Genomic DNA, 19705 nt, shown 5'->3' on the forward strand with positions numbered 1-19705 from the left:
GCACCGGGTCGGTAATCCGTTGCGCACGAAATTCCAGGTCTAGGGAGATCAAGTGATTCAGCAGGAGTCGCGAGTTCGCGTCGCTGATAACACGGGTGCCAAGGAAATCCTTTGCATCCGCGTTCTCGGCGGTTCGTCACGTCGCTACGCCGGGATCGGTGACGTCATCGTCGCCACCGTCAAGGACGCAATCCCCGGTGGAAACATCAAGAAGGGTGAGGTCGTCAAGGCCGTCATCGTTCGCACGACCAAGGAGCGCCGTCGTCCGGACGGTTCCTACATCAAGTTCGACGAGAACGCTGCAGTGCTCATCAAGGCTGACAGTGATCCCCGTGGAACCCGCATCTTCGGACCCGTCGGCCGTGAGCTGCGCGAGAAGAAGTTCATGAAGATCGTTTCGCTTGCCCCGGAGGTGCTGTGATGAAGGTGCACAAGGGTGACACCGTTCTGGTCATCGCCGGCAAGGACAAGGGCGCGAAGGGCAAGGTCATTCAGGCCTACCCCGCGACCGACAAGGTCCTCGTCGAAGGCGTGAACCGAATCAAGAAGCACACCGCGGTTTCCGCGAACGAGCGCGGAGCATCCTCCGGCGGCATCGTCACGCAGGAAGCCCCGATCCACGTTTCCAACGTTGCAGTCGTCGACTCGGACGGAAACCCCACCCGCGTGGGCTACCGCACCGACGAAGAGTCCGGCAAGCGCGTTCGGATTTCCCGGAAGAACGGGAAGGACATCTGACATGACCTCCACCGAAAACAAGGTCCAGCCGCGCCTCAAGGCACGCTACCGCGCTGAGATCAAGGACGCGCTCAACAGCGAGTTCGACTACTCGAACGTCATGCAGATCCCCGGCGTCGTCAAGGTTGTCGTCAACATGGGCGTCGGCGACGCTGCCCGTGACGCCAAGCTGATCAACGGCGCTGTCCATGACCTGTCGCTGATCACGGGCCAGAAGCCCGAGATCCGCAAGGCACGTAAGTCCATCGCGCAGTTCAAGCTCCGCGAAGGTATGCCCATCGGCGCACGCGTCACCCTCCGTGGCGACCGCATGTGGGAGTTCCTGGACCGCCTCGTGTCTGTCGCTCTGCCCCGTATCCGCGACTTCCGCGGTCTCTCGGGCAACCAGTTCGACGGCAACGGCAACTACACGTTCGGCCTCAACGAGCAGTCGATGTTCCACGAGATCGACGTGGACAAGATCGATCGCCCCCGCGGTATGGACATCACCGTCGTGACCACCGCAACCAACAACGAAGAAGGCCGTGCACTGCTCAAGCACCTCGGCTTCCCGTTCAAGGAGAACTGAGCGCATGGCTAAGAAGGCATTGGTCAACAAGGCCAACAAGAAGCCCAAGTTCGCGGTTCGCGCCTACACCCGCTGCCAGCGGTGCGGTCGCCCGCACTCGGTGTTCCGCAAGTTCGGCTTGTGCCGTATCTGCGTTCGCGAGATGGCTCACGCCGGCGAGCTTCCCGGAGTTCGCAAGAGCTCTTGGTGATCTGAGGCCCTCGGGCTTCGTCACACCACGCATGTGAATGGACGTGGGTTCCTTTGGAGCCCACGTCCATTCGTGGTTTCCATCGAGTTGTGTATCGCGCCGATCCTGAAAAGAACTGTCCCGCTGCGACTCTGGTTGAAAGTGATCATCGTTCGTCGATGTCGTTCTTCGGTCCCGAACGAACAGTTCAGATTTCGGGGTGCGTCGATACCTTCCCGATCGGCGACCTTCGGGTGGCGGTGGGGGAGCCGACGTGGCATCCCGGTGGACACCTGCGCCAAAGTTCCCTACACTAGAGCGGTTGCCGTGGCTGACGCATGCGTTCAGCTCGGTGCGGTAACTTACGCCGTCTGACACAAGTCGGACGGCCCAGCCGAATTGCTGGAGGCCCACGATCGGATTCGTCCGGTGTTGCATGGGAACCACAGCGAGAAAGGTGTCGAGGTCGACCTATGACCATGACTGACCCCATCGCAGACTTCTTGACGCGTCTGCGCAACGCCAACACGGCGTACCACGATGAGGTGAAGCTTCCCCACTCGAAGATCAAGGCGAACATCGCCGAGATCCTCAAGCGCGAGGGCTACATCTCCGATTTCCGTACCGAAGACGCAGAGGTCGGCAAGACCCTCATCGTCGATCTGAAGTACGGTCCCAGCCGCGAGCGTAGCCTCGCCGGCGTGCGTCGCGTTTCCAAGCCTGGTCTCCGGGTTTACGCGAAGTCCACCAACCTGCCCAAGGTCCTCGGAGGCCTCGGCGTGGCCATCATCTCCACGTCGTCCGGTCTGCTCACCGATCGCCAGGCGGCCAATCAAGGAGTAGGCGGGGAAGTCCTCGCCTACGTCTGGTAAGGGAGGCCACCACAATGTCGCGTATTGGAAAGATTCCGGTCACCGTCCCCGCGGGCGTTGACGTCACGATCAGCGGCCAGGATGTCACCGTCAAGGGTCCCAAGGGCACCCTCGCGCTGACCATCTCCGAGCCCATCGCAATCGAAAAGGCAGAGGACGGCTCGCTGAGCGTCACGCGCCCCGACGACGAGCGTCGTAGCCGCGCGCTGCACGGTCTGTCGCGGACCCTGGTTGCGAACATCATCACCGGTGTCACCGAGGGTTACACGAAGAAGATGGAGATCCACGGTGTTGGTTACCGTGTGGCACTGAAGGGCAAGGACCTCGAGTTCGCGCTCGGCTTCAGCCACCCGGTGCCGATCGAGGCTCCTGAAGGCATCACCTTCGTCGTCGAGTCGCCCACCCGGTTCTCGGTGTCCGGCATCGACAAGCAGAAGGTCGGGCAGATCTCGGCCAACATCCGTCGTCTCCGTCGTCCGGACCCGTACAAGGGTAAGGGCGTGCGTTACGAGGGTGAGCAGATCCGCCGCAAGGTCGGAAAGACGGGTAAGTGATATGAGCCAGACTGCAAACCAGAAAGCCAAGCGGATTCCGCTGGGCAAGGATGCGTCCACCAAGCGTCGTCTCTCGAAGACGCGTCGTCACTTCCGTCTCCGCAAGAAGGTCTCCGGCACGCCCGAGCGTCCCCGCTTGGTCGTCAACCGGTCCTCGCGCCACATCCACGTCCAGCTCGTGGACGACCTGGCCGGCCACACCCTGGCCTCCGCGTCGACCATCGAAGCAGACGTGCGCGTGGCAGAAGGCGACAAGAAGGCTGCGAGCGCGAAGGTCGGCCAGCTGATCGCCGAGCGCGCCAAGGCTGCCGGCGTGGAAGCAGTTGTCTTCGACCACGGCGGACACGGCTACCACGGTCGCATCGCGGCCCTGGCAGACGCGGCTCGCGAAGGCGGGTTGAAGTTCTGATGACCAACATTTTCAACGGAAGGACAGCCTGATGCCGGGACGTCAAAGGCGTGACGGCGGAAGCGGACCCGCCGGACAGAATGGCCCCAACAGCGGTGACAACAGCAACGCTCGTGGGGACAACCGTGGTGGCGGCCGTGACCGTCGCGACGGTGGCCGTGGCGGAAACGCTGCGGAGAAGTCACAGTTCATCGAGCGCGTTGTCACGATCAACCGCGTTTCCAAGGTCGTCAAGGGTGGTCGTCGCTTCAGCTTCACCGCTCTGGTGATCGTCGGAGACGGCAACGGACTGGTCGGCGTCGGCTACGGAAAGGCCAAGGAAGTTCCCGCGGCCATCCAGAAGGGTGTCGAGGAGGCTCGCAAGAGCTTCTTCCGCGTCCCGATGATCGCCAACACCATCACTCACCCCGTTCAGGGTGAGGCTGCTGCCGGCATCGTCATGCTTCGCCCGGCAAGCCCCGGTACCGGTGTTATCGCCGGTGGCGCTGTGCGCGCCGTGCTGGAGTGCGCTGGTATCGCGGACATCCTGTCGAAGTCGCTCGGTAGCGACAACGCCATCAACGTCGTGCATGCGACCGTTGCTGCGCTCAAGGGTCTGCAGCGTCCCGAGGAAGTTGCGGCTCGCCGCGGCCTCACCCTCGAAGAGGTTGCACCCGCCGGCATGCTTCGCGCTCGCGCACAGGCTGCTGGGAGTGTGAAGTAATGGCAGATCTCAAGGTCACTCAGATCAAGAGCATCATCGGGACCAAGCAGAACCAGAAGGATTCTCTGCGCACGCTCGGTCTCAAGGGCATCCGTCAGACCGTTGTTCGTGAGGACAACGCACAGAACCGCGGTCTGATCAACGTGGTGCGCCACCTCGTAACAGTTGAGGAGGTCTAACCATGACCATCAAACTGCACCACCTGCGCCCCGCTCCGGGATCCAAGTCCAACAAGATTCGTGTTGGACGCGGTGAGGGCGGCAAGCGTGGTAAGACCGCAGGTCGCGGTACCAAGGGCACCAAGGCACGTAACACCGTGCGCGTGGGCTTCGAGGGTGGACAGATGCCGCTTCACATGCGTCTGCCCAAGCTCAAGGGCTTCACGAACCCGTTCCGCACCGAGTACCAGGTCGTCAATGTCGGCGACATCGCCCGTCTGTTCCCCGAAGGTGGAGCAATCACGGTCGAGGATCTCGTTGCCAAGGGCGCAGTCCGCAAGAACCAGCTCGTCAAGGTTCTGGGCGACGGCGAACTGACAGTTGCCGTTCAGGTGACCGTCGACAAGTTCACCGGTTCCGCCAAGGAAAAGATTGCTGCTGCCGGTGGTTCCGCCACCGAGCTGTGAGTAATCACGCGTAGCTAGTCCGATGGCCGCAGCGCAGCGTTTGCTGCGCTGCGGCCATCGGCGTCTACCAGGTCTTGTCACAGATTGGTCGTGCATGCCTCGGATGGGCCAGTATTCTGGTCACCGAGTGGCAAATGTATCTTCGGCTTACCCGGTTTTCGTGGTCTGCCCGCTTAGTTCCCAAATGCTCACTGTTAGAGTTCAAAAGTTCGACAGGTCAAACGATCTGTCTCCCTACCGTCGTGCCAGGAGGATCTTTGCTTTCCGCCTTCGTCTCGGCCCTCAGGACCCCAGACCTGAGGCGGAAGATCCTCTTCACCCTCGGCTTGGTGGCTCTGTATCGGGTCGGCGCTCTCATTCCGTCCCCAGGTGTCGACTACGGCCGCGTGCGTCAGTGCATCGATATCGCCAACTCCGGTGACTCAGCAGGGATCTACTCGCTGATCAACCTGTTCTCCGGTGGCGCTCTGCTGCAGATGTCGATCTTTGCGATCGGCATCATGCCGTACATCACGGCAAGCATCATCGTGCAGCTGCTGACCGTGGTGATCCCGAAGTTCGAGGAACTTCGAAAAGAAGGCCAGTCCGGTCAGGCCAAGATGACGCAGTACACGCGTTACCTGTCTATCGCTCTGGCAATCCTGCAGTCGACCGGCATCGTCGCTCTTGCGGCACGCGGACAGTTGCTCCAGGGCTGTGACGACATCATCGCCGACAAGTCGATCTTCGGTCTTGCCATCATCGTGCTGGTCATGACTGCCGGTGCTGCCATGGTCATGTGGTTCGGCGAGGTCATCACCGAACGTGGCGTGGGTAACGGTATGTCGCTCCTCATCTTCGCCGGTATCGCATCGCGTATCCCGAGCGAGGGCAAGTCGATTCTCGACAGCCGCGGTCCACTGGTCTTCGCCTTCGTCTGCCTCGCAGCGCTGTTGATCATCGCCGGTGTCGTCTTCGTCGAGCAGGGTCAGCGCCGGATCCCGGTTCAGTACGCAAAGCGGATGGTCGGACGCAAGATGTACGGCGGATCCTCGACGTACCTGCCTCTGAAGGTGAACCAGGCCGGCGTCATCCCGGTGATCTTCGCGTCTTCACTGCTGTACCTCCCGAACTTGATCGCACAGCTGACTTCGGCCAGTACAGCGGTCGACCCCAGTTGGTGGCAGCGCCTCATCAACACCTACCTGGTGAACCCGGCCAACCCGGTGTACATCGCGATCTACTTCGGCCTGATCGTCTTCTTCACGTACTTCTACGTCGCCATCACCTTCAATCCCGAAGAGCGCGCTGACGAGATGAAGAAGTTCGGCGGCTTCATCCCCGGTATCCGACCAGGTCAGCCGACCGCGGACTACCTCAACTACGTGCTGAGTCGCATCACCCTTCCGGGTGCGATTTACCTCGGCACCATTGCTGTTCTGCCCAACCTGTTCCTCGACATCGGGAATGGCGGCGGCGCGCAGAACCTGCCGTTCGGTGGCACCGCGGTGCTGATCATGGTCAGCGTCGGCCTGGACACCGTGAAGCAGATCGAGAGTCAGCTAATGCAGCGTAACTATGAAGGGTTCCTCAAGTGAGACTTGTCCTCCTTGGTCCTCCCGGTGCCGGCAAGGGCACCCAGGCCGCTATCTTGTCCGAGAAGTTCGGCGTTCCCCATATCTCCACGGGTGATCTCTTCCGCGCGAACATCGGTCAGGCCACCGCTCTCGGTGTGGAAGCAAAGAAGTACATCGACGCCGGCGAACTCGTACCGAGTTCGATCACCAACGACATGGTGAAGGCTCGCGTCGCAGAACCGGACGCAGCAAACGGTTTCCTTCTCGACGGATTTCCGCGCTCGGTCGAACAGGCTCAGGCACTCGAGGAAATCTTGAAGGATCTCGACACCAAGCTCGACGGTGTCCTCTCTTTTGTTGTCGACGAGGACATCGTGGTCGAGCGCATGCTCGCCCGCGGTCGTGCAGACGACACCGAGGACGTCATTCGCAACCGACTCCGGGTCTACCGCGACGAGACCTCACCGCTGTTCGATTACTACAAGGACAGCATCGTCTCCGTCGACGCGATCGGCGAGGTCGAAGAGGTCAACGCACGCGCACTGGCAGCGTTGGGTAAGTAATGGTCTTCGGGCGTAAACGCAAGGTTGTTCCGTTCCGCTCGGCGGGCGAACTCGACGCGATGGCTGCTGCCGGTGCGATCGTGGGTTCGGCGCTGGTGGCGGTGCGCGCTGCAGCAAAGCCCGGTGTCAGCACTTTGGAATTGAACGCGGTCGCAGAATCGGTCATTCGTGACGCCGGCGCCGTGCCCTCGTTCCTCGGGTACCACGGCTTCACCGGTTCGATCTGCTCTTCGGTCAACGATCGCGTCGTTCACGGGATCCCTTCAGCTCAGGACATCCTGGCTGAAGGCGACCTCGTTTCCATCGACTGTGGCGCGATCCTCGACGGTTGGCACGGTGACTCTGCCTGGACGTTCGGTGTCGGTGAGATCAGCGTCGCCGATCAGGAACTCAGCGAAGCCACTCGGCTTTCGATGGAAGCCGGGATCGCGGCGATGATCGCCGGTAACCGTCTGACGGATGTTTCGCATGCGATCGAGGTCGGTACTCATGCCGCCGAGAAGTTGCACGGTCGTTCCTACGGCATCGTCGACGGATACGGTGGACACGGAATCGGTCGGGAAATGCACATGGATCCGTTCCTCGCCAATGAAGGTGCCCCGGGTAAGGGTCCTGAACTGGTTGTCGGATCGTGCCTCGCGATCGAGCCGATGCTCACGCTCGGCACCACCGACACGGTGATTCTCGACGACGACTGGACCGTTGTGACGACCGACGGGTCCCGTGCGGCGCACTGGGAACACACTGTCGCTGTGACCGAGGACGGTCCGCGGATTCTGACACTCCGGCCGGAGTAGTTGACGCCGTCGCTGACAAGTGTTGGCAGCGAGCATGATTCACGTTCGAGAAGTCCCAGCCTCATGTCGAGGCTGGGACTTTTTCGATGGGGGAGCGGTGTGCGTCGTCACCCTGACCGGAGGCGCATTTGGCCTGGTCGTTTACATCGCGTAACATGGCTAGGCGGTGCGCTATGCGCGTCGATAGTTCGTGTGCCTACGCCCGGATCGCTCCGGGATCGGGCCCCCGAAGTGCCGACGATCTTTCCATTGCGTGCCAATGTAACGGAAGCCGATGCACGAAGCATGCCAAACCAAACGGATCGCGGAGGATATGGCTAAGAAAGACGGGGCCATCGAGGTCGAAGGACGAGTAGTCGAGCCGCTGCCCAATGCGATGTTCCGCATTGAGCTCGAGAATGGCCACAAGGTCCTCGCCCACATCAGCGGAAAGATGCGTCAGCACTACATTCGCATCCTCCCGGAAGATCGCGTTGTCGTGGAGCTCTCGCCCTACGATTTGTCGCGCGGACGCATCGTTTACCGCTACAAGTAACGAACTTCCCGGACCTGACCTGGGTCAGGGAGAAGTATGTCTGCCGCGGTTCATCGCGGCGGGCTGCGACAAAACAGGAGATCAGAAGACGTGAAGGTTCAGCCGAGCGTCAAGAAGATCTGCGAGAAGTGCAAAGTGATTCGCCGTAACGGTCGAGTCATGGTGATCTGCGAGAACCTGCGTCACAAGCAGCGTCAGGGCTAGATCTAGCTTTTCGAAGATCTGCTTGGCAACAAGCAAAGAAGACCTCCCAGTACCAGCCATTGTTGACGAGACCCCACGCGATCGTTCACCGATCGCCAAGGTCGGACAATGGTTCACCCCCGGCACGGAGGCCGGGGCCCCACTGAGTTAGTTGATGAGATCATCTGCGCCTTCGGGCGTCGGTACTCGGCAAGAGGCACAGGGGAAGGGCTGGGAGCAGACCTCCGCACACCGATAAGGAAATGCCACCATGGCACGTCTCTCTGGTGTTGATCTTCCTCGCGAAAAGCGCATGGAGATCGCACTGACATACATCTACGGCATCGGCCGTACCCGCTCCAAGGAAATCCTTGACGCCACCGGCGTCAGCCCGGATCTCCGGAGCAAGGACCTCTCGGACGAGGACCTGGCAAAGCTCCGCGAGTACATCGAGGAGTCGCTCAAGGTCGAGGGTGACCTTCGCCGCGAGGTTCAGGCCGACATCCGTCGCAAGATCGAGATCGGCTGCTACCAGGGCCTGCGCCACCGTCGTGGTCTGCCCGTGCGTGGTCAGCGCACCAAGACCAACGCCCGTACCCGTAAGGGTCCGAAGCGCACCATTGCCGGCAAGAAGAAGGCGAAGTAATGCCCCCGAAGTCACGTAGCACCGGTCCGAAGAAGACCCAGAAGACGCGTCGCAGGGATAAGAAGAACATCCCGCACGGCGCCGCTCACATCAAGAGCACCTTCAACAACACCATCGTGTCCATCACGGACCCCGCCGGAAATGTCATTTCCTGGGCGTCTTCGGGACACGTCGGCTTCAAGGGTTCGCGTAAGTCGACTCCCTTCGCCGCTCAGCTTGCTGCTGAGAGCGCTGCCCGTAAGGCGCAGGAGCACGGTGTCAAGAAGGTTGACGTCTTCGTCAAGGGACCGGGATCCGGTCGCGAGACCGCAATCCGTTCCCTCCAGGCTGCTGGCCTCGAGGTCGGCACCATTTCCGATGTAACCCCCCAGCCGCACAACGGCTGCCGTCCGCCCAAGCGGCGTCGGGTATAGCGGGAAGGATAGGTAGAAGAAAATGGCACGTTATACCGGACCCATCACCCGCAAGTCGCGTCGTCTGCGCGTCGACCTCGTTGGAGGCGACCAGGCATTCGAGCGTCGCCCGTACCCGCCCGGACAGCACGGCCGCGCGCGTATCAAGGAGAGCGAGTACCTGCTCCAGCTGCAGGAGAAGCAGAAGGCTCGCTTCACCTACGGCGTCATGGAGAAGCAGTTCCGCCTGTACTACAAGGAGGCGAACAACCGCCCCGGCAAGACCGGCGAGAACCTGCTTCGCATCCTCGAGTCGCGTCTCGACAACGTCGTGTACCGCGCAGGCCTCGCTCGCACGCGCCGTCAGGCACGTCAGCTGGTCACGCACGGTCACCTTCTCGTGAACAACAAGAAGGTCGACATCCCGAGCTACCGCGTCTCGCAGTACGACATCATCGATGTCAAGGAGAAGTCGCTCTCCACGCTTCCGTTCCAGGTTGCGCGTGAGACCGTCGGCGATCGCCCGGTTCCCGGGTGGCTGCAGGTTGTCGGCTCGCGTCTGCGGATCCTGGTTCACCAGCTTCCCGAGCGCGCGCAGATCGACATCGCTCTGCAGGAACAGCTCATCGTCGAGTACTACTCGAAGTAAGGCGCTTCGCACCCCGTGAGTGGTTGAGGAGTCTCCGGACTCCTCAACCACTCACAGGGCCGCAGGCCCTTTCCCATCGTGGGCGTCAAATAGTGGACGTCCGTACAGGAGGAAATACCAATGCTCATTTCTCAGCGACCCACGCTGACCGAAGAGGTCATCGCTGATAACCGCTCGAAGTTCGTCATCGAGCCCCTGGAGCCAGGTTTCGGGTACACGCTCGGCAATTCGCTGCGCCGCACGCTGCTCTCGTCGATCCCCGGCGCTGCTGTCACCAGCATCCGTATCGACGGCGTTCTCCACGAGTTCACCACCGTCCCGGGAGTGAAGGAAGATGTCACCGACATCATCCTGAACCTCAAGGGCCTCGTCGTGAACTCCGAAGAGGACGAGCCGGTCACCATGTACGTCCGCAAGCAGGGCCCCGGCGCTGTTACTGCAGGCGACATCGTGCCCCCGGCAGGCGTCACCGTGAACAACCCTGATCTGCACATCGCCACCCTGAACGACAAGGGAAAGCTGGAGATCGAGCTCGTTGTCGAGCGCGGTCGTGGCTACGTCCCCGCCGTCCAGAACAAGGCGTCCGGCGCAGAGATCGGCCGTATCCCGGTCGACTCGATCTACTCGCCGGTGCTCAAGGTCACCTACAAGGTGGAGGCCACTCGCGTCGAACAGCGCACCGACTTCGATCGGCTCGTTCTCGACGTGGAAACGAAGAACTCCATCACCGCACGGGACGCGCTCGCTTCGGCGGGCAAGACCCTGGTTGAGCTCTTCGGCCTGGCCCGTGAGCTGAACGTCGAAGCAGAAGGAATTGAGATCGGACCCTCGCCCGCCGAGGCCGATCACATCGCTTCCTTCGGACTCCCCATCGAGGATCTGGACCTCACGGTCCGCTCCTACAACTGCCTCAAGCGCGAAGGTGTTCACACCGTCGGTGAGCTTGTCGGCCGTACCGAGTCCGATCTGCTCGACATCCGCAACTTCGGACAGAAGTCCATCGACGAGGTCAAGGTCAAGCTGCATTCGCTCGGCCTGTCCCTCAAGGACAGCCCCGCATCCTTCGATCCCACCACCGTTGCCGGCTACGACGCCGCCACCGGAACGTGGAGTGACACTGATGCCGGTTCCTTCGGCGATGCCGAAGGTACCGAGGACTACGCCGAGACCGAACAGCTGTAGCAGCTCAGGTCCTTTACTAGGAGATCATCATGCCCAAGCCCAAGAAGGGTGCCCGCTTCGGCGGGTCGGCTTCCCACCAGAAGGCGATTTTCGCCAATCTGGCTACCGCGCTCTTCGAGCACGGTCGCATCACCACCACCGAGTCCAAGGCCAAGGCACTGCGCCCCTACGCCGAGAAGCTCGTCACGCACGCAAAGGCCGGCACGCTGGCTCACCGTCGTGAGGTGCTGAAGGTCATCCGCAACAAGGATGTCGTTCACACCCTGTTCGCCGAGATCGGCCCGTTCTACGCGGACCGTAACGGTGGATACACCCGCATCATCAAGACGATCCCCCGCAAGGGCGACAACGCTCCGATGGCAATCATCGAGCTCGTCAAGGAAAAGACCGTCACCTCCGAGGCTGACCGCGCTCGTCGCGTCAAGTCCTCGCAGGAAGCTCCCGCCGCAGAGAACGTCGTCGAGGCCGTAGAGGCCGACGCGACCGAGGCTGAGGTCGAGAACGCTGACGCAGTCGTCGAGGCCATCGAGGACGAGACCGCAACTGCGGCCGACGCTCCCGAGGCCGAAGAGGCCAAGAAGGACTAGTCTCCCTTGGTTTCGGCACACGCTGAATCGAACGAGCCCGCCGCCCCCATCGGGGACGGCGGGCTCGTTCGATTGCGGCTGGACATCTCCTACGACGGCACCGACTTCTCGGGCTGGGCCCGTCAAACCGATCTGCGCACCGTGTGCGGTGAGATCGAAGACAAGTTGGGAACGGTACTACGGCAACCGGTTCAGCTGACTGTTGCCGGTCGAACCGACGCCGGTGTCCACGCCACCGGACAGGTAGCGCACGTGGACGTCCCGGGCGAGTTGCTCCCCGACGATCCGTCGCGACTCGTGCGCAGACTTGCACGCTTCCTGCCCAAGGACGTTCGGGTCAAACAGATCTCGGTGGTTCCGGGTGACTTCGATGCGCGCTTCTCGGCGATGCGGCGCTACTACGAGTACCGGGTGACCAACGCGGCATTCGGAGTGGAACCCCTACGCGCGCGCGATACGGTGTCGTACCCCAAACCACTCGATCTCACAGCGATGCACGAAGCGTCGAATCGGCTTCTGGGCCTGCACAACTTCGCGGCATTCTGCAAGCGTCGAGAAGGCGCTACGACGGTGCGGGAGTTGCAACGCTTCGACTGGGCGCAGGAGGGCACGGTGTTCACGGCGTACGTGAATGCCGATGCGTTCTGCTGGTCGATGGTCCGGAGTCTTGTCGGGGCAGTCCTCTCGGTCGGTGAGGGACGCCGCACCGCCGACTGGGTGGCAGGTTTGCTCGACGAAACGTCGCGGTCGAGTTCGATCCTCGTTGCGCCGGCGCACGGACTTTCGTTGGTTCGCGTGGACTACCCCGACTACTCGGAACTGGCTGCCCGCAACGCGATTACCCGTGAAACCCGCGAGATTCCGTCTTCGGGTGGGTGCTGCGGGGACTGACCGCCTTGATAGAAAATGCCCTCCCACTCAGCGTGGGAGGGCATTTCATGTAGACGACTATCCCGCCAATTGGCGCGCGATGACCAGACGCTGAATCTGATTGGTGCCCTCGAAGATCTGCGTGATCTTGGCCTCGCGCATGTAGCGCTCGACGGGGAAGTCCTGGGTGTAGCCATACCCACCGAATACTTGAACGGCGTCGGTGGTGACCTTCATTGCTGCGTCGGTGGCAACGAGCTTGGCGACGCTGGCGTTGCGCGAATACGGAACTCCGGCGTCGCGGCGGCGGGCTGCATCGAGGTAAGTGGCTCGCGCGGAGTCAACTGCGGCCGCCATGTCCGCGAGGACGAATCCGAGGCCCTGGTGATCGATGATCCGCTTGCCGAATGCCTTGCGCTCCTTCGCGTAAGCGACCGCGTCGTCGAGTGCGCCCTGAGCGATTCCGACGGCAACAGCAGCGATTCCGAGCCGGCCGGAGTCGAGCGCGCTGAAGGCGATCGGCAATCCCTGGCCGCGCTGACCGATCAACCGCTCGTCAGGGACGAAGGCGTCGTCGTAATTCGCGGATGCAGTGGGGACCGCGCGCAGTCCCATCTTCTCCTCGGGCTTGCCGAAGCTGAGGCCTTCGGTGTCCTTGTCCACCAGGAGGCAGGAGATGCCGCGAGAGCCGTCGTCACTGGTGCGGGCGAAGAGGTTGTAGAAGTCTGCCTTGCCGCCGTTGGTGATCCAGGCCTTCGAGCCGTTGATGCGATAGCCACCGTCGGTGGCCGTCGCCTTGCACGACAATGCGGCGGCGTCGGATCCGGCCTGCGCTTCGGAAAGACTGTAGGCGCCGATGGTGTTGCCGCCCAGCATGTCCGGCAGCCAGCGGGTCTTCTGTTCGTCGGTGCCGAAGGTGAACAGTGGGAAGCACGAGAGGCTGTGTACGCTCACCGCCACTGCAACCGCTGCCCAGCGCGAGGCGATCTCTTCGAGGACTTGGAGGTACACCTCGTACGGCTGATCGCCGCCACCGAATTCCTCGGGATACGGAAGGCTCAGCAGGCCTGCCTGTCCGAGTGCGGGGAACACGCCTTCGGGATACTTCTCGGCCTTCTCGTATTCGTTGACCTTGGGCGCGAGTACCTTGTCCGCGACATCACGCGTCAGTTCGATGAGATCGCGAGCTTCTTGGCTGGGCATCAGGCGTTCGACGGGCACGGTCGGCTCCTAGCTAGGTAGTAGTACTGAGAACGATACTGCAGTACTGTCTTGCGTATGGCAAGGCTGGTTCACAAGACGACTGCGCGCAGGGCAGAGTTGTTCGATCAATTGGTCGAACTGTTCTTGAGCGAGGGTTTCGCCCACCTCACGCTCGACGAGATCTCAGCTCGTCTGCACTGCTCCAAGAGCACCTTGTACACCGTGGCGGCCGGCAAAGAGGATCTGGTGCGGGCTGTGACGGTGCACTTCTTCCGTGCGGCGACCGATGCGGTGGAGAGTGCCGTCGCTGCCGAAGCGGCACCGACTCGTCGAGTCGCGGTGTATCTCGAAGCAGTCGGTGATCAACTGACCGCGGCGTCCCGTCAATTCATGGAAGACCTGGCTGAATCGGTGTCGGCGAGTCAGGTTTACGAGAAGAACACGTCGATCGCCGCGGATCGTGTGCGAGCGCTCATCGTCGAGGGAGTGGATTCGGGCGCATTCCGGCGGGTACACGCGTCATTTGTCGCTGATGCGGCCGCAGCGACAATGGTTCGGATCCAGCAACGCGCGGTCTATCGGGCTACCGGGTTGGACGATGCCAGCGCGTATCGGGAACTGGCCGCACTCATCACGGACGGGATCACTGCGTGACGAGTCGCTAGCATCGACGTTCATGGCACCTTTGAAGGTCGAAGTCATCGTAGGTTCGGTCCGCGAGGGGCGAATAGGACGAGCAGTGGCGGATTGGTTTGTCGAGCGCGCAACCGCGAACCCGTCGTGGAACGTATCGGTGATCGACCTCAGAGAGCTGTCGTTGCCCCAGGATTTCTCGGATTCACCTGCCACGGAGGTTTTCCGCCAGCGAATCGGACGAGCCGACGCTGTTGTTGCTGTGACCTCCGAATACAACCACGGGTACCCGGCTGCCCTCAAGACCGCATTCGATTCCGTGAAACACGAGTGGCGTGCCAAGCCGATCGGATTCGTGTCCTACGGCGGGATTTCAGGTGGTGTTCGGGCCGTCGAACAACTGAGGCAGGTAGTGGCGGAGCTGCACATGGTCTCGGTGCGTCAAAGCGTGACCATTCACCGGGTACGCAAGCAATTCGGACACGAGCCGTACGGCGTCGATTCGATCGCGATCGATGCGAGCGAGAAGATGATTCGTGAATTGCATTGGTGGGGGAGCGGATTGCGGATGCAGCGTGCGAGTGATCCCTATCCTGGCTGATCTTGGACATACGCGATCACGCCATCTGGTGAGCGTCGCCGGCTCGAGGACGGCCGATGAACGAGGTCTCGGAAGCAATGGTTACCAGAGTCAGTTCGACGCGCGTGCGGCCGGTTTCGACTGTGATCTTGTCACCGAGTGCGAATGGCTGGACTATCGAGATTTCAGGGTCGATCCGAGGCCATTGGCGTGGATGTCCGTACACGTAGATCGCGGTCACGCCGGCACGCGGCGGTAACCCCTCGACTCCGTCGAACACGACAGTGTTGAAAGCGCCCTCGAGCCCACCACCCTGCCCGGACACGCGGAGTCGGTCAGGCACTCCCATGGAGTCGGTGAGCGCGGTCCATGCTTCCGGTCGATCGGTGTGGATGAGTACCAGTGCGCCGGTCGCGATGGCTCGAAAGATCAATTGCTGAGCCAGATAGAGTTCGCCGGCGACAAAAACGGTGTTGACGCCTGGCCCCGAAATTCTGGCCGCGACACCGTGCCCGTTTCGGTCCGAGCCGATGAGCTGGCCGCACCCGGCAAGAGGTAGAGCGAGTGAGTCGAGTGTGCCCCCGTCCATGCGAATGTGCGGCGTGATGCGGTCCAGCGCGGCCAATGCGGTTGGCAGGTTGGTCAGCAATCCGTCGCGCTGGCGCCCACGAAGCGAGACCAAACCGGCCAGCGGTGCGTTCTCAGGTGGATTGCGCGTGGTGAAGCGACATGTCGCACTGACCTTCGCCTCTCCGCGTTCGCCCGTGGGGCGCAACCGAATTGTCACGGACGTCCCGACCGTTGCCACTGCCCATACTCGGGTCAGGGTCGAGGTGGTGATGAAACGGGGTTCGATTCCGTATCCGACGTTGGACACACCAGGCAAGGGGGTACTTCGCCACGTTTCGGTGACCTCGTGGCTGGCGACTCCTCTTGCGACCTGGGCAGTGGACGACGCGATCTCCGGTGCGGTGAGGATCCGCGCCTTGCATCCCGCTGAATCGAGCACCCGGATGACACGATTGGCGGCAACAGCGATCGCGCGGCCCGCGCCCTGTTCGCCCCCGCCTCGGCGTTCGACTGCTGCACGACCCTCCAAAGCGTCGAAACGTAGTGCAAGCCAAACACTTCTGGTGGCGGTGGCTGGTAGTGGCCCGATGAGACGTTCGTAGACTTCGGTGGCCGGCGTTCCTGATGCGGCGCGGTATCCATGACTGACAATGTCGATGCCGGTGAGTGAGATGTCGTGCTGATACAGACAATTGACCAGGGCTGCCGTGGGCAGAAGGTGGGAAGCGTCGAATGAATGGCGCCCGATCCTGGTCAGGTAGTCGCGTGGGGGAGCGATCTCGACGACAGCGACGAGTGAAGATCCGTCCACTCGGAGCCCGATCGACTGTTCGGAGGGAGTGTGAAAACTGACGATCGTGCTGCCGTCGGCGTCCTTGCGGCGCAAATAGCGAAAGTACTTGACAATCCAGGACATTACCGACCAACCGCCCACATGGAGGAGCATTGATCCGGCAACCACACAACCGATTGCCAGCGCCCAGAGCCAATCCAGCCCACTGGCCATCGCGATTCCGCCTGCACTGATTCCGAGAATCTGTGCCGACACGAATTCGTGCGTCGAAATCCTGTGTGACGACGGCCAATGCTTCAACCGCGATCGGTCCACGGTTCCTCCCCGATACCTGACCTGCGAACTACCCGAAAATTTCCGCCCCAGCCAAACTGTACTGTGTCTTCGCAAGGGGATGTAAGGCACGGGGGGAATGATGGCTGCAACACCTACCACGCGCTGGCAGGTCAATGGGTACCGATTCTTGGTCAGGCGGATGGAACATGCGCTGGTCAGACGAGACGTGCGGATGCTTCACGATCCGATGCGGTCACAGTCCCGCGCCTTCACCGTCGGAATAGTCCTCGCTGCACTGGGATTGGCGGGTTGCGCGGTACTTGCTCTGTTTCGGCCACAGGACAAGATCGGCGATGCAGAAATCGTTGTTGCAAAGGAATCTGGCGCAATGTTCGTCGCCATGGAGGGTACTTTTCGCCCTGTGCTGAACTTGGCCTCCGCCCGACTGATTCTGGGTTCGCCAGTAAAACCGGCAATAGTCAAGGCGTCTGAGGTCGAGGCGAAACCGAGGGGCGCGCTCGTCGGCATTCCCGGCGCACCGTCCGCGCTGCCGGAATCAGCCGACCCGAGCAACGCCTTGTGGACGGTATGCGATTCCGTCGGATCCGACGGGAGAAAATCGTTGACGACTTCGGTCCTGGTCGGCTCGTCCAATGTCGGTGAAAACACGACATATCTGACGAGGGACCGTGCATTCCTGGTGAAGTCGGGTTCCGATCACTTTCTCGTCTACGACGGGAAGCGAGCGGAAATCGATGTGGACAATCCGGCGATCATGCGGGCTTTGGGGCTGGAGGGAGCACAGGCGCGACCGATCAGTGCCGGATTTCTCAATTCGATCCCCGAAGTTCCGCGCATCGAGGCTCCGCGAATCCGCGAACTGGGATCAGCGCCCCGGTTCCCGCTACAGAACAAGACTGTCGGCTCCGTCGTTCAGGTTTCGGTGGGCGCGGACCTGCAGTACTACGTGGTGCTCGAGAACGGTATCCAGAAGGTCGGTGCGGCGCTCGCCCAACTGATCTACTTCTCGGATTCGCAGGGCGCCACCGGGATCGCGAGCGTCACCCCTGATGCCATCAGTCGTATTCCTTCGGTGAGGGAACTGGCCGTCGACTCGTTGCCGCAGGTGGTTCCGGAGATCGTCGATGATCATGGCGCACCTGTCGGCTGTCTGGAATGGGCTCCCTCACCTGCAGTCGAGGGCGGCGAAAGTAGTTCTGCAACATTGAAACTCGTCGCTGGATTGCAGGTTCCGATCCCGGAGGGTGGCAAGTTGGTGTCGTTGGCGCAGGCGGACGGATCGGGCGACAATCTCGACAGCGTCCACGTCGAACAGGGCTTCGGTGGGTTTGTTCAAGCGACCGGAATCGAGACGAACAGCACCAGGCACGACGGAGTGTTCTACGTAGCGGATACCGGTGTGAAATACGGAGTGCCGGACGAAACCTCTGCTCGCGCGCTCGGATTGACGCGAACGCCTGATCGTGCGCCTTGGCAGATGCTCGATCTACTTGCATCAGGTCCGGCGCTCGAGAAGAGCAATGCACTGATAGCTCACGACGGAGTCGCCCCCGATTCAACGCCGGCCGCTCCGGTGAACTGAACACCGTTGACGATTCAGAGATCGACGTCCCGTCGTTCGGGAAGTCTCCGACGAATTGCTCGACGAATGGGCATCGACGCCAATAGCGTCAGTAGGGCTAGGGTGCCGACCGTTCCGGCTCCGACGAGTGCCGCGTCGCGAGATCGGTTGTCGGGGGTCGGCGGCGTGGGTAGGGGATCGATCGTTACCGACTGATGATTGACCTTGACGCGTTCCCCCGGTGCCAATTCGCCCGTTACCGCGGCGAGTGGATCGATGACGCCGTGACCGACGTAGGGATTCCAACCCTGCGCCGGAGCGTGGGCGGTGGCTTCGATACGTTGCATGACCTGAAGTGCAGTCAGTTCCGGGTGAACCGACCGGACCAGCGCGGCGGTTGCCGCGACATAGGGCGCAGCGAAACTGGTCCCGTTGAACGACTGTACGGCGCCGTCGGAGCCGTAGACTCCGTTGGTCAGACCAGGCGACGTCGGGTGAAGTGAGATGATTCCGGTGCCGGGCGCCGCAACGTCGACCCATGGACCGCCGAGGCTGAAGGAGCTGGCGGTGCCATTGGGGTCGACCGACCCGACGGTGAGGACATAGTCGTCGTACCAGGCAGGACTGGCAATCGTCGTAACCGAGTTCCATGGATCGGCTTGTGGATCGAGGGGATCCGGCGGTGGATTCTGGTTCTTGCAACCTCCGGATCCGACGTTCCCTGCAGCAGCGACGACTACGGCGTTCTTCGCGATCGTGGCGTATTCGATTGCAGCGCCCAGTCGTTGGTCGTTGATCCCGTCCCCGGCAGGCTTGCAAGCGACCTCGGAGATGTTGATAACGCTTGCACCCAAGTCAGCAGCGTGACGTACGGCCAGTGCCATGGTGTCGACGTTTCCGTAGCCAGACGAATTCTCGGCTACGGCAGGGTCTTCGCGTTGGCCGGCCACCGAGAAAGCGGCACTGGACTGCCTGATCGAGATGATCTGTGCGTCCGGCGCAGCTCCGGAAAATCCGGAACCGTCGACCTGCTCGGCGGCGATGAGACCGGCGACGGCTGTTCCGTGTGAGTCACAATCGTCGGTGCCGTCGGAGGTCCCGACATAGTCACCGCCGCCTTCGAGGGCCGGTAGCCGGGGATGTCTGCTGACGCCGGTGTCGATGACAGCAATTCGCTGCCCCGCCCCTCGGGTGATCGACCACACCGAATCGAATCCGAGATCCTGTTGAGAACGTGGAATATCCGCGCCGTCACCACCCGCTACGGCGGGGACGCACAGGGTTCGTTGTTCGGTGGGTTGGGGAGGCGCGGGTGGACCGTCCTCCGGCAGCATTGCAGGATCGATGGGGGAAGGAACCGCACTCGATGCGCCACCCGCCCCGGCGAGGACTGTTAAGACAACGATCACGAGTGCGGCACAGATGTTCGTCGCGCGTCGAATCACCATCGAGATCCGATCGCTCAAAGAC

The 19705-nt window shown here is 61.7% G+C and carries 27 protein-coding genes; 24 read left to right on the forward strand and 3 right to left on the reverse strand.

Translation table 11 applies throughout. The features are described 5' to 3' along the window. Window positions 1–52 precede the first annotated feature (52 nt). From rplN to truA, 21 genes are all read left to right on the forward strand, one after another. Window positions 53–421 carry a 50S ribosomal protein L14 gene (gene rplN / locus FEZ59_RS25755; RefSeq protein WP_003940951.1) on the forward strand — a complete coding sequence of 123 codons (369 nt, stop codon included), beginning with the start codon at window positions 53–55 and terminating at the stop codon, window positions 419–421. Next, window positions 421–738 carry a 50S ribosomal protein L24 gene (gene rplX / locus FEZ59_RS25760; RefSeq protein ID WP_003941019.1) on the forward strand — a complete coding sequence of 106 codons (318 nt, stop codon included), beginning with the start codon at window positions 421–423 and terminating at the stop codon, window positions 736–738. The genes rplN and rplX overlap by 1 nt, the downstream gene beginning before the upstream one ends. A 1-nt stretch (window position 739) precedes the next feature. After that, window positions 740–1306, forward strand: coding sequence for a 50S ribosomal protein L5 (rplE, locus tag FEZ59_RS25765; RefSeq protein ID WP_003940924.1), 567 nt, complete (start codon window positions 740–742; stop codon window positions 1304–1306). Between the two features lie 4 nt (window positions 1307–1310). Next, window positions 1311–1496, forward strand: a complete 186-nt coding sequence (locus FEZ59_RS25770; RefSeq protein WP_003940698.1) for a type Z 30S ribosomal protein S14 — start codon at window positions 1311–1313, stop codon at window positions 1494–1496. Window positions 1497–1948: 452 nt separating this feature from the next. Further along, entirely contained in the window at window positions 1949–2347 is a 399-nt protein-coding gene (gene rpsH / locus FEZ59_RS25775) for a 30S ribosomal protein S8 (RefSeq protein WP_003940873.1), read from the forward strand. A gap of 14 nt (window positions 2348–2361) precedes the next feature. Further along, window positions 2362–2901 (forward strand): 50S ribosomal protein L6, encoded by a 540-nt coding sequence (gene rplF, locus FEZ59_RS25780; protein WP_003940970.1) that lies wholly within the window; start codon window positions 2362–2364, stop codon window positions 2899–2901. Window position 2902: 1 nt separating this feature from the next. After that, a complete protein-coding gene (rplR, locus tag FEZ59_RS25785) occupies window positions 2903–3310 on the forward strand; it encodes a 50S ribosomal protein L18 (RefSeq protein ID WP_003940996.1) in 408 nt (135 codons plus the stop codon). Between the two features lie 31 nt (window positions 3311–3341). Then, window positions 3342–4013 carry a 30S ribosomal protein S5 gene (rpsE, locus tag FEZ59_RS25790; RefSeq protein ID WP_003940718.1) on the forward strand — a complete coding sequence of 224 codons (672 nt, stop codon included), beginning with the start codon at window positions 3342–3344 and terminating at the stop codon, window positions 4011–4013. Further along, window positions 4013–4192, forward strand: coding sequence for a 50S ribosomal protein L30 (gene rpmD, locus FEZ59_RS25795; RefSeq protein WP_003940751.1), 180 nt, complete (start codon window positions 4013–4015; stop codon window positions 4190–4192). The genes rpsE and rpmD overlap by 1 nt, the downstream gene beginning before the upstream one ends. A 2-nt stretch (window positions 4193–4194) precedes the next feature. Continuing rightward, window positions 4195–4638 (forward strand): 50S ribosomal protein L15, encoded by a 444-nt coding sequence (gene rplO, locus FEZ59_RS25800; protein ID WP_019747555.1) that lies wholly within the window; start codon window positions 4195–4197, stop codon window positions 4636–4638. Window positions 4639–4895: 257 nt separating this feature from the next. After that, entirely contained in the window at window positions 4896–6215 is a 1320-nt protein-coding gene (gene secY / locus FEZ59_RS25805; protein ID WP_020906895.1) for a preprotein translocase subunit SecY, read from the forward strand. Next, the gene (locus tag FEZ59_RS25810; protein WP_172933401.1) at window positions 6212–6757 is read left to right on the forward strand and encodes an adenylate kinase; all 546 of its coding nucleotides are present in this window, start codon (window positions 6212–6214) and stop codon (window positions 6755–6757) included. The genes secY and FEZ59_RS25810 overlap by 4 nt, the downstream gene beginning before the upstream one ends. Then, the gene (map, locus tag FEZ59_RS25815) at window positions 6757–7554 is read left to right on the forward strand and encodes a type I methionyl aminopeptidase (protein ID WP_003940806.1); all 798 of its coding nucleotides are present in this window, start codon (window positions 6757–6759) and stop codon (window positions 7552–7554) included. Before FEZ59_RS25810 ends, map begins: the two co-directional genes overlap by 1 nt. 313 nt (window positions 7555–7867) lie before the next feature. Then, the gene (infA, locus tag FEZ59_RS25820; protein ID WP_003418601.1) at window positions 7868–8089 is read left to right on the forward strand and encodes a translation initiation factor IF-1; all 222 of its coding nucleotides are present in this window, start codon (window positions 7868–7870) and stop codon (window positions 8087–8089) included. Between the two features lie 90 nt (window positions 8090–8179). Then, the gene (gene rpmJ / locus FEZ59_RS25825) at window positions 8180–8293 is read left to right on the forward strand and encodes a 50S ribosomal protein L36 (protein WP_003938068.1); all 114 of its coding nucleotides are present in this window, start codon (window positions 8180–8182) and stop codon (window positions 8291–8293) included. A 250-nt stretch (window positions 8294–8543) separates the two neighbouring features. Further along, on the forward strand, window positions 8544–8918 hold the full coding sequence (rpsM, locus tag FEZ59_RS25830) for a 30S ribosomal protein S13 (protein ID WP_003940834.1): 375 nt from the start codon (window positions 8544–8546) through the stop codon (window positions 8916–8918). Continuing rightward, window positions 8918–9331: a 30S ribosomal protein S11 gene (gene rpsK, locus FEZ59_RS25835; protein WP_003940683.1), complete on the forward strand. Its 414-nt coding sequence runs from the start codon at window positions 8918–8920 to the stop codon at window positions 9329–9331. The genes rpsM and rpsK overlap by 1 nt, the downstream gene beginning before the upstream one ends. A 22-nt stretch (window positions 9332–9353) precedes the next feature. Beyond that, window positions 9354–9959 carry a 30S ribosomal protein S4 gene (gene rpsD, locus FEZ59_RS25840; protein WP_003940769.1) on the forward strand — a complete coding sequence of 202 codons (606 nt, stop codon included), beginning with the start codon at window positions 9354–9356 and terminating at the stop codon, window positions 9957–9959. Between the two features lie 120 nt (window positions 9960–10079). Further along, a complete protein-coding gene (locus tag FEZ59_RS25845; protein ID WP_003941016.1) occupies window positions 10080–11141 on the forward strand; it encodes a DNA-directed RNA polymerase subunit alpha in 1062 nt (353 codons plus the stop codon). Between the two features lie 29 nt (window positions 11142–11170). Further along, on the forward strand, window positions 11171–11728 hold the full coding sequence (gene rplQ, locus FEZ59_RS25850; RefSeq protein ID WP_020906897.1) for a 50S ribosomal protein L17: 558 nt from the start codon (window positions 11171–11173) through the stop codon (window positions 11726–11728). Window positions 11729–11734: 6 nt separating this feature from the next. Continuing rightward, the gene (gene truA / locus FEZ59_RS25855) at window positions 11735–12619 is read left to right on the forward strand and encodes a tRNA pseudouridine(38-40) synthase TruA (RefSeq protein ID WP_172933402.1); all 885 of its coding nucleotides are present in this window, start codon (window positions 11735–11737) and stop codon (window positions 12617–12619) included. Window positions 12620–12676: 57 nt separating this feature from the next. Here the strand turns inward: truA and FEZ59_RS25860 are convergent, their stop codons facing one another. Further along, window positions 12677–13819 (reverse strand): acyl-CoA dehydrogenase family protein, encoded by a 1143-nt coding sequence (locus FEZ59_RS25860; protein ID WP_172933403.1) that lies wholly within the window; start codon window positions 13817–13819, stop codon window positions 12677–12679. A 57-nt stretch (window positions 13820–13876) separates the two neighbouring features. Here FEZ59_RS25860 and FEZ59_RS25865 point away from each other — a divergent pair, with 57 nt between their 5' ends. Beyond that, window positions 13877–14455: a TetR/AcrR family transcriptional regulator gene (locus tag FEZ59_RS25865; RefSeq protein ID WP_021343562.1), complete on the forward strand. Its 579-nt coding sequence runs from the start codon at window positions 13877–13879 to the stop codon at window positions 14453–14455. Between the two features lie 22 nt (window positions 14456–14477). Further along, the gene (locus tag FEZ59_RS25870) at window positions 14478–15035 is read left to right on the forward strand and encodes an NAD(P)H-dependent oxidoreductase (protein ID WP_020906901.1); all 558 of its coding nucleotides are present in this window, start codon (window positions 14478–14480) and stop codon (window positions 15033–15035) included. Window positions 15036–15051: 16 nt separating this feature from the next. Here FEZ59_RS25870 and eccE read toward each other — a convergent pair whose 3' ends face one another. Beyond that, entirely contained in the window at window positions 15052–16692 is a 1641-nt protein-coding gene (gene eccE, locus FEZ59_RS25875; RefSeq protein WP_020969048.1) for a type VII secretion protein EccE, read from the reverse strand. A 97-nt stretch (window positions 16693–16789) separates the two neighbouring features. Between eccE and eccB the strand changes: the two genes are divergently transcribed. Next, window positions 16790–18256 carry a type VII secretion protein EccB gene (gene eccB, locus FEZ59_RS25880; RefSeq protein ID WP_037277756.1) on the forward strand — a complete coding sequence of 489 codons (1467 nt, stop codon included), beginning with the start codon at window positions 16790–16792 and terminating at the stop codon, window positions 18254–18256. Window positions 18257–18270: 14 nt separating this feature from the next. Here the strand turns inward: eccB and mycP are convergent, their stop codons facing one another. Continuing rightward, complete coding sequence (gene mycP / locus FEZ59_RS25885; RefSeq protein ID WP_172933404.1) at window positions 18271–19683, reverse strand: type VII secretion-associated serine protease mycosin; 1413 nt, start codon at window positions 19681–19683, stop codon at window positions 18271–18273. Window positions 19684–19705 lie beyond the last annotated feature (22 nt).

Origin of the sequence: Rhodococcus sp. MS13 (assembly GCF_013277835.1) — a bacterium.
Classification (GTDB): Bacteria; Actinomycetota; Actinomycetes; order Mycobacteriales; family Mycobacteriaceae; genus Rhodococcus_F; species Rhodococcus_F erythropolis.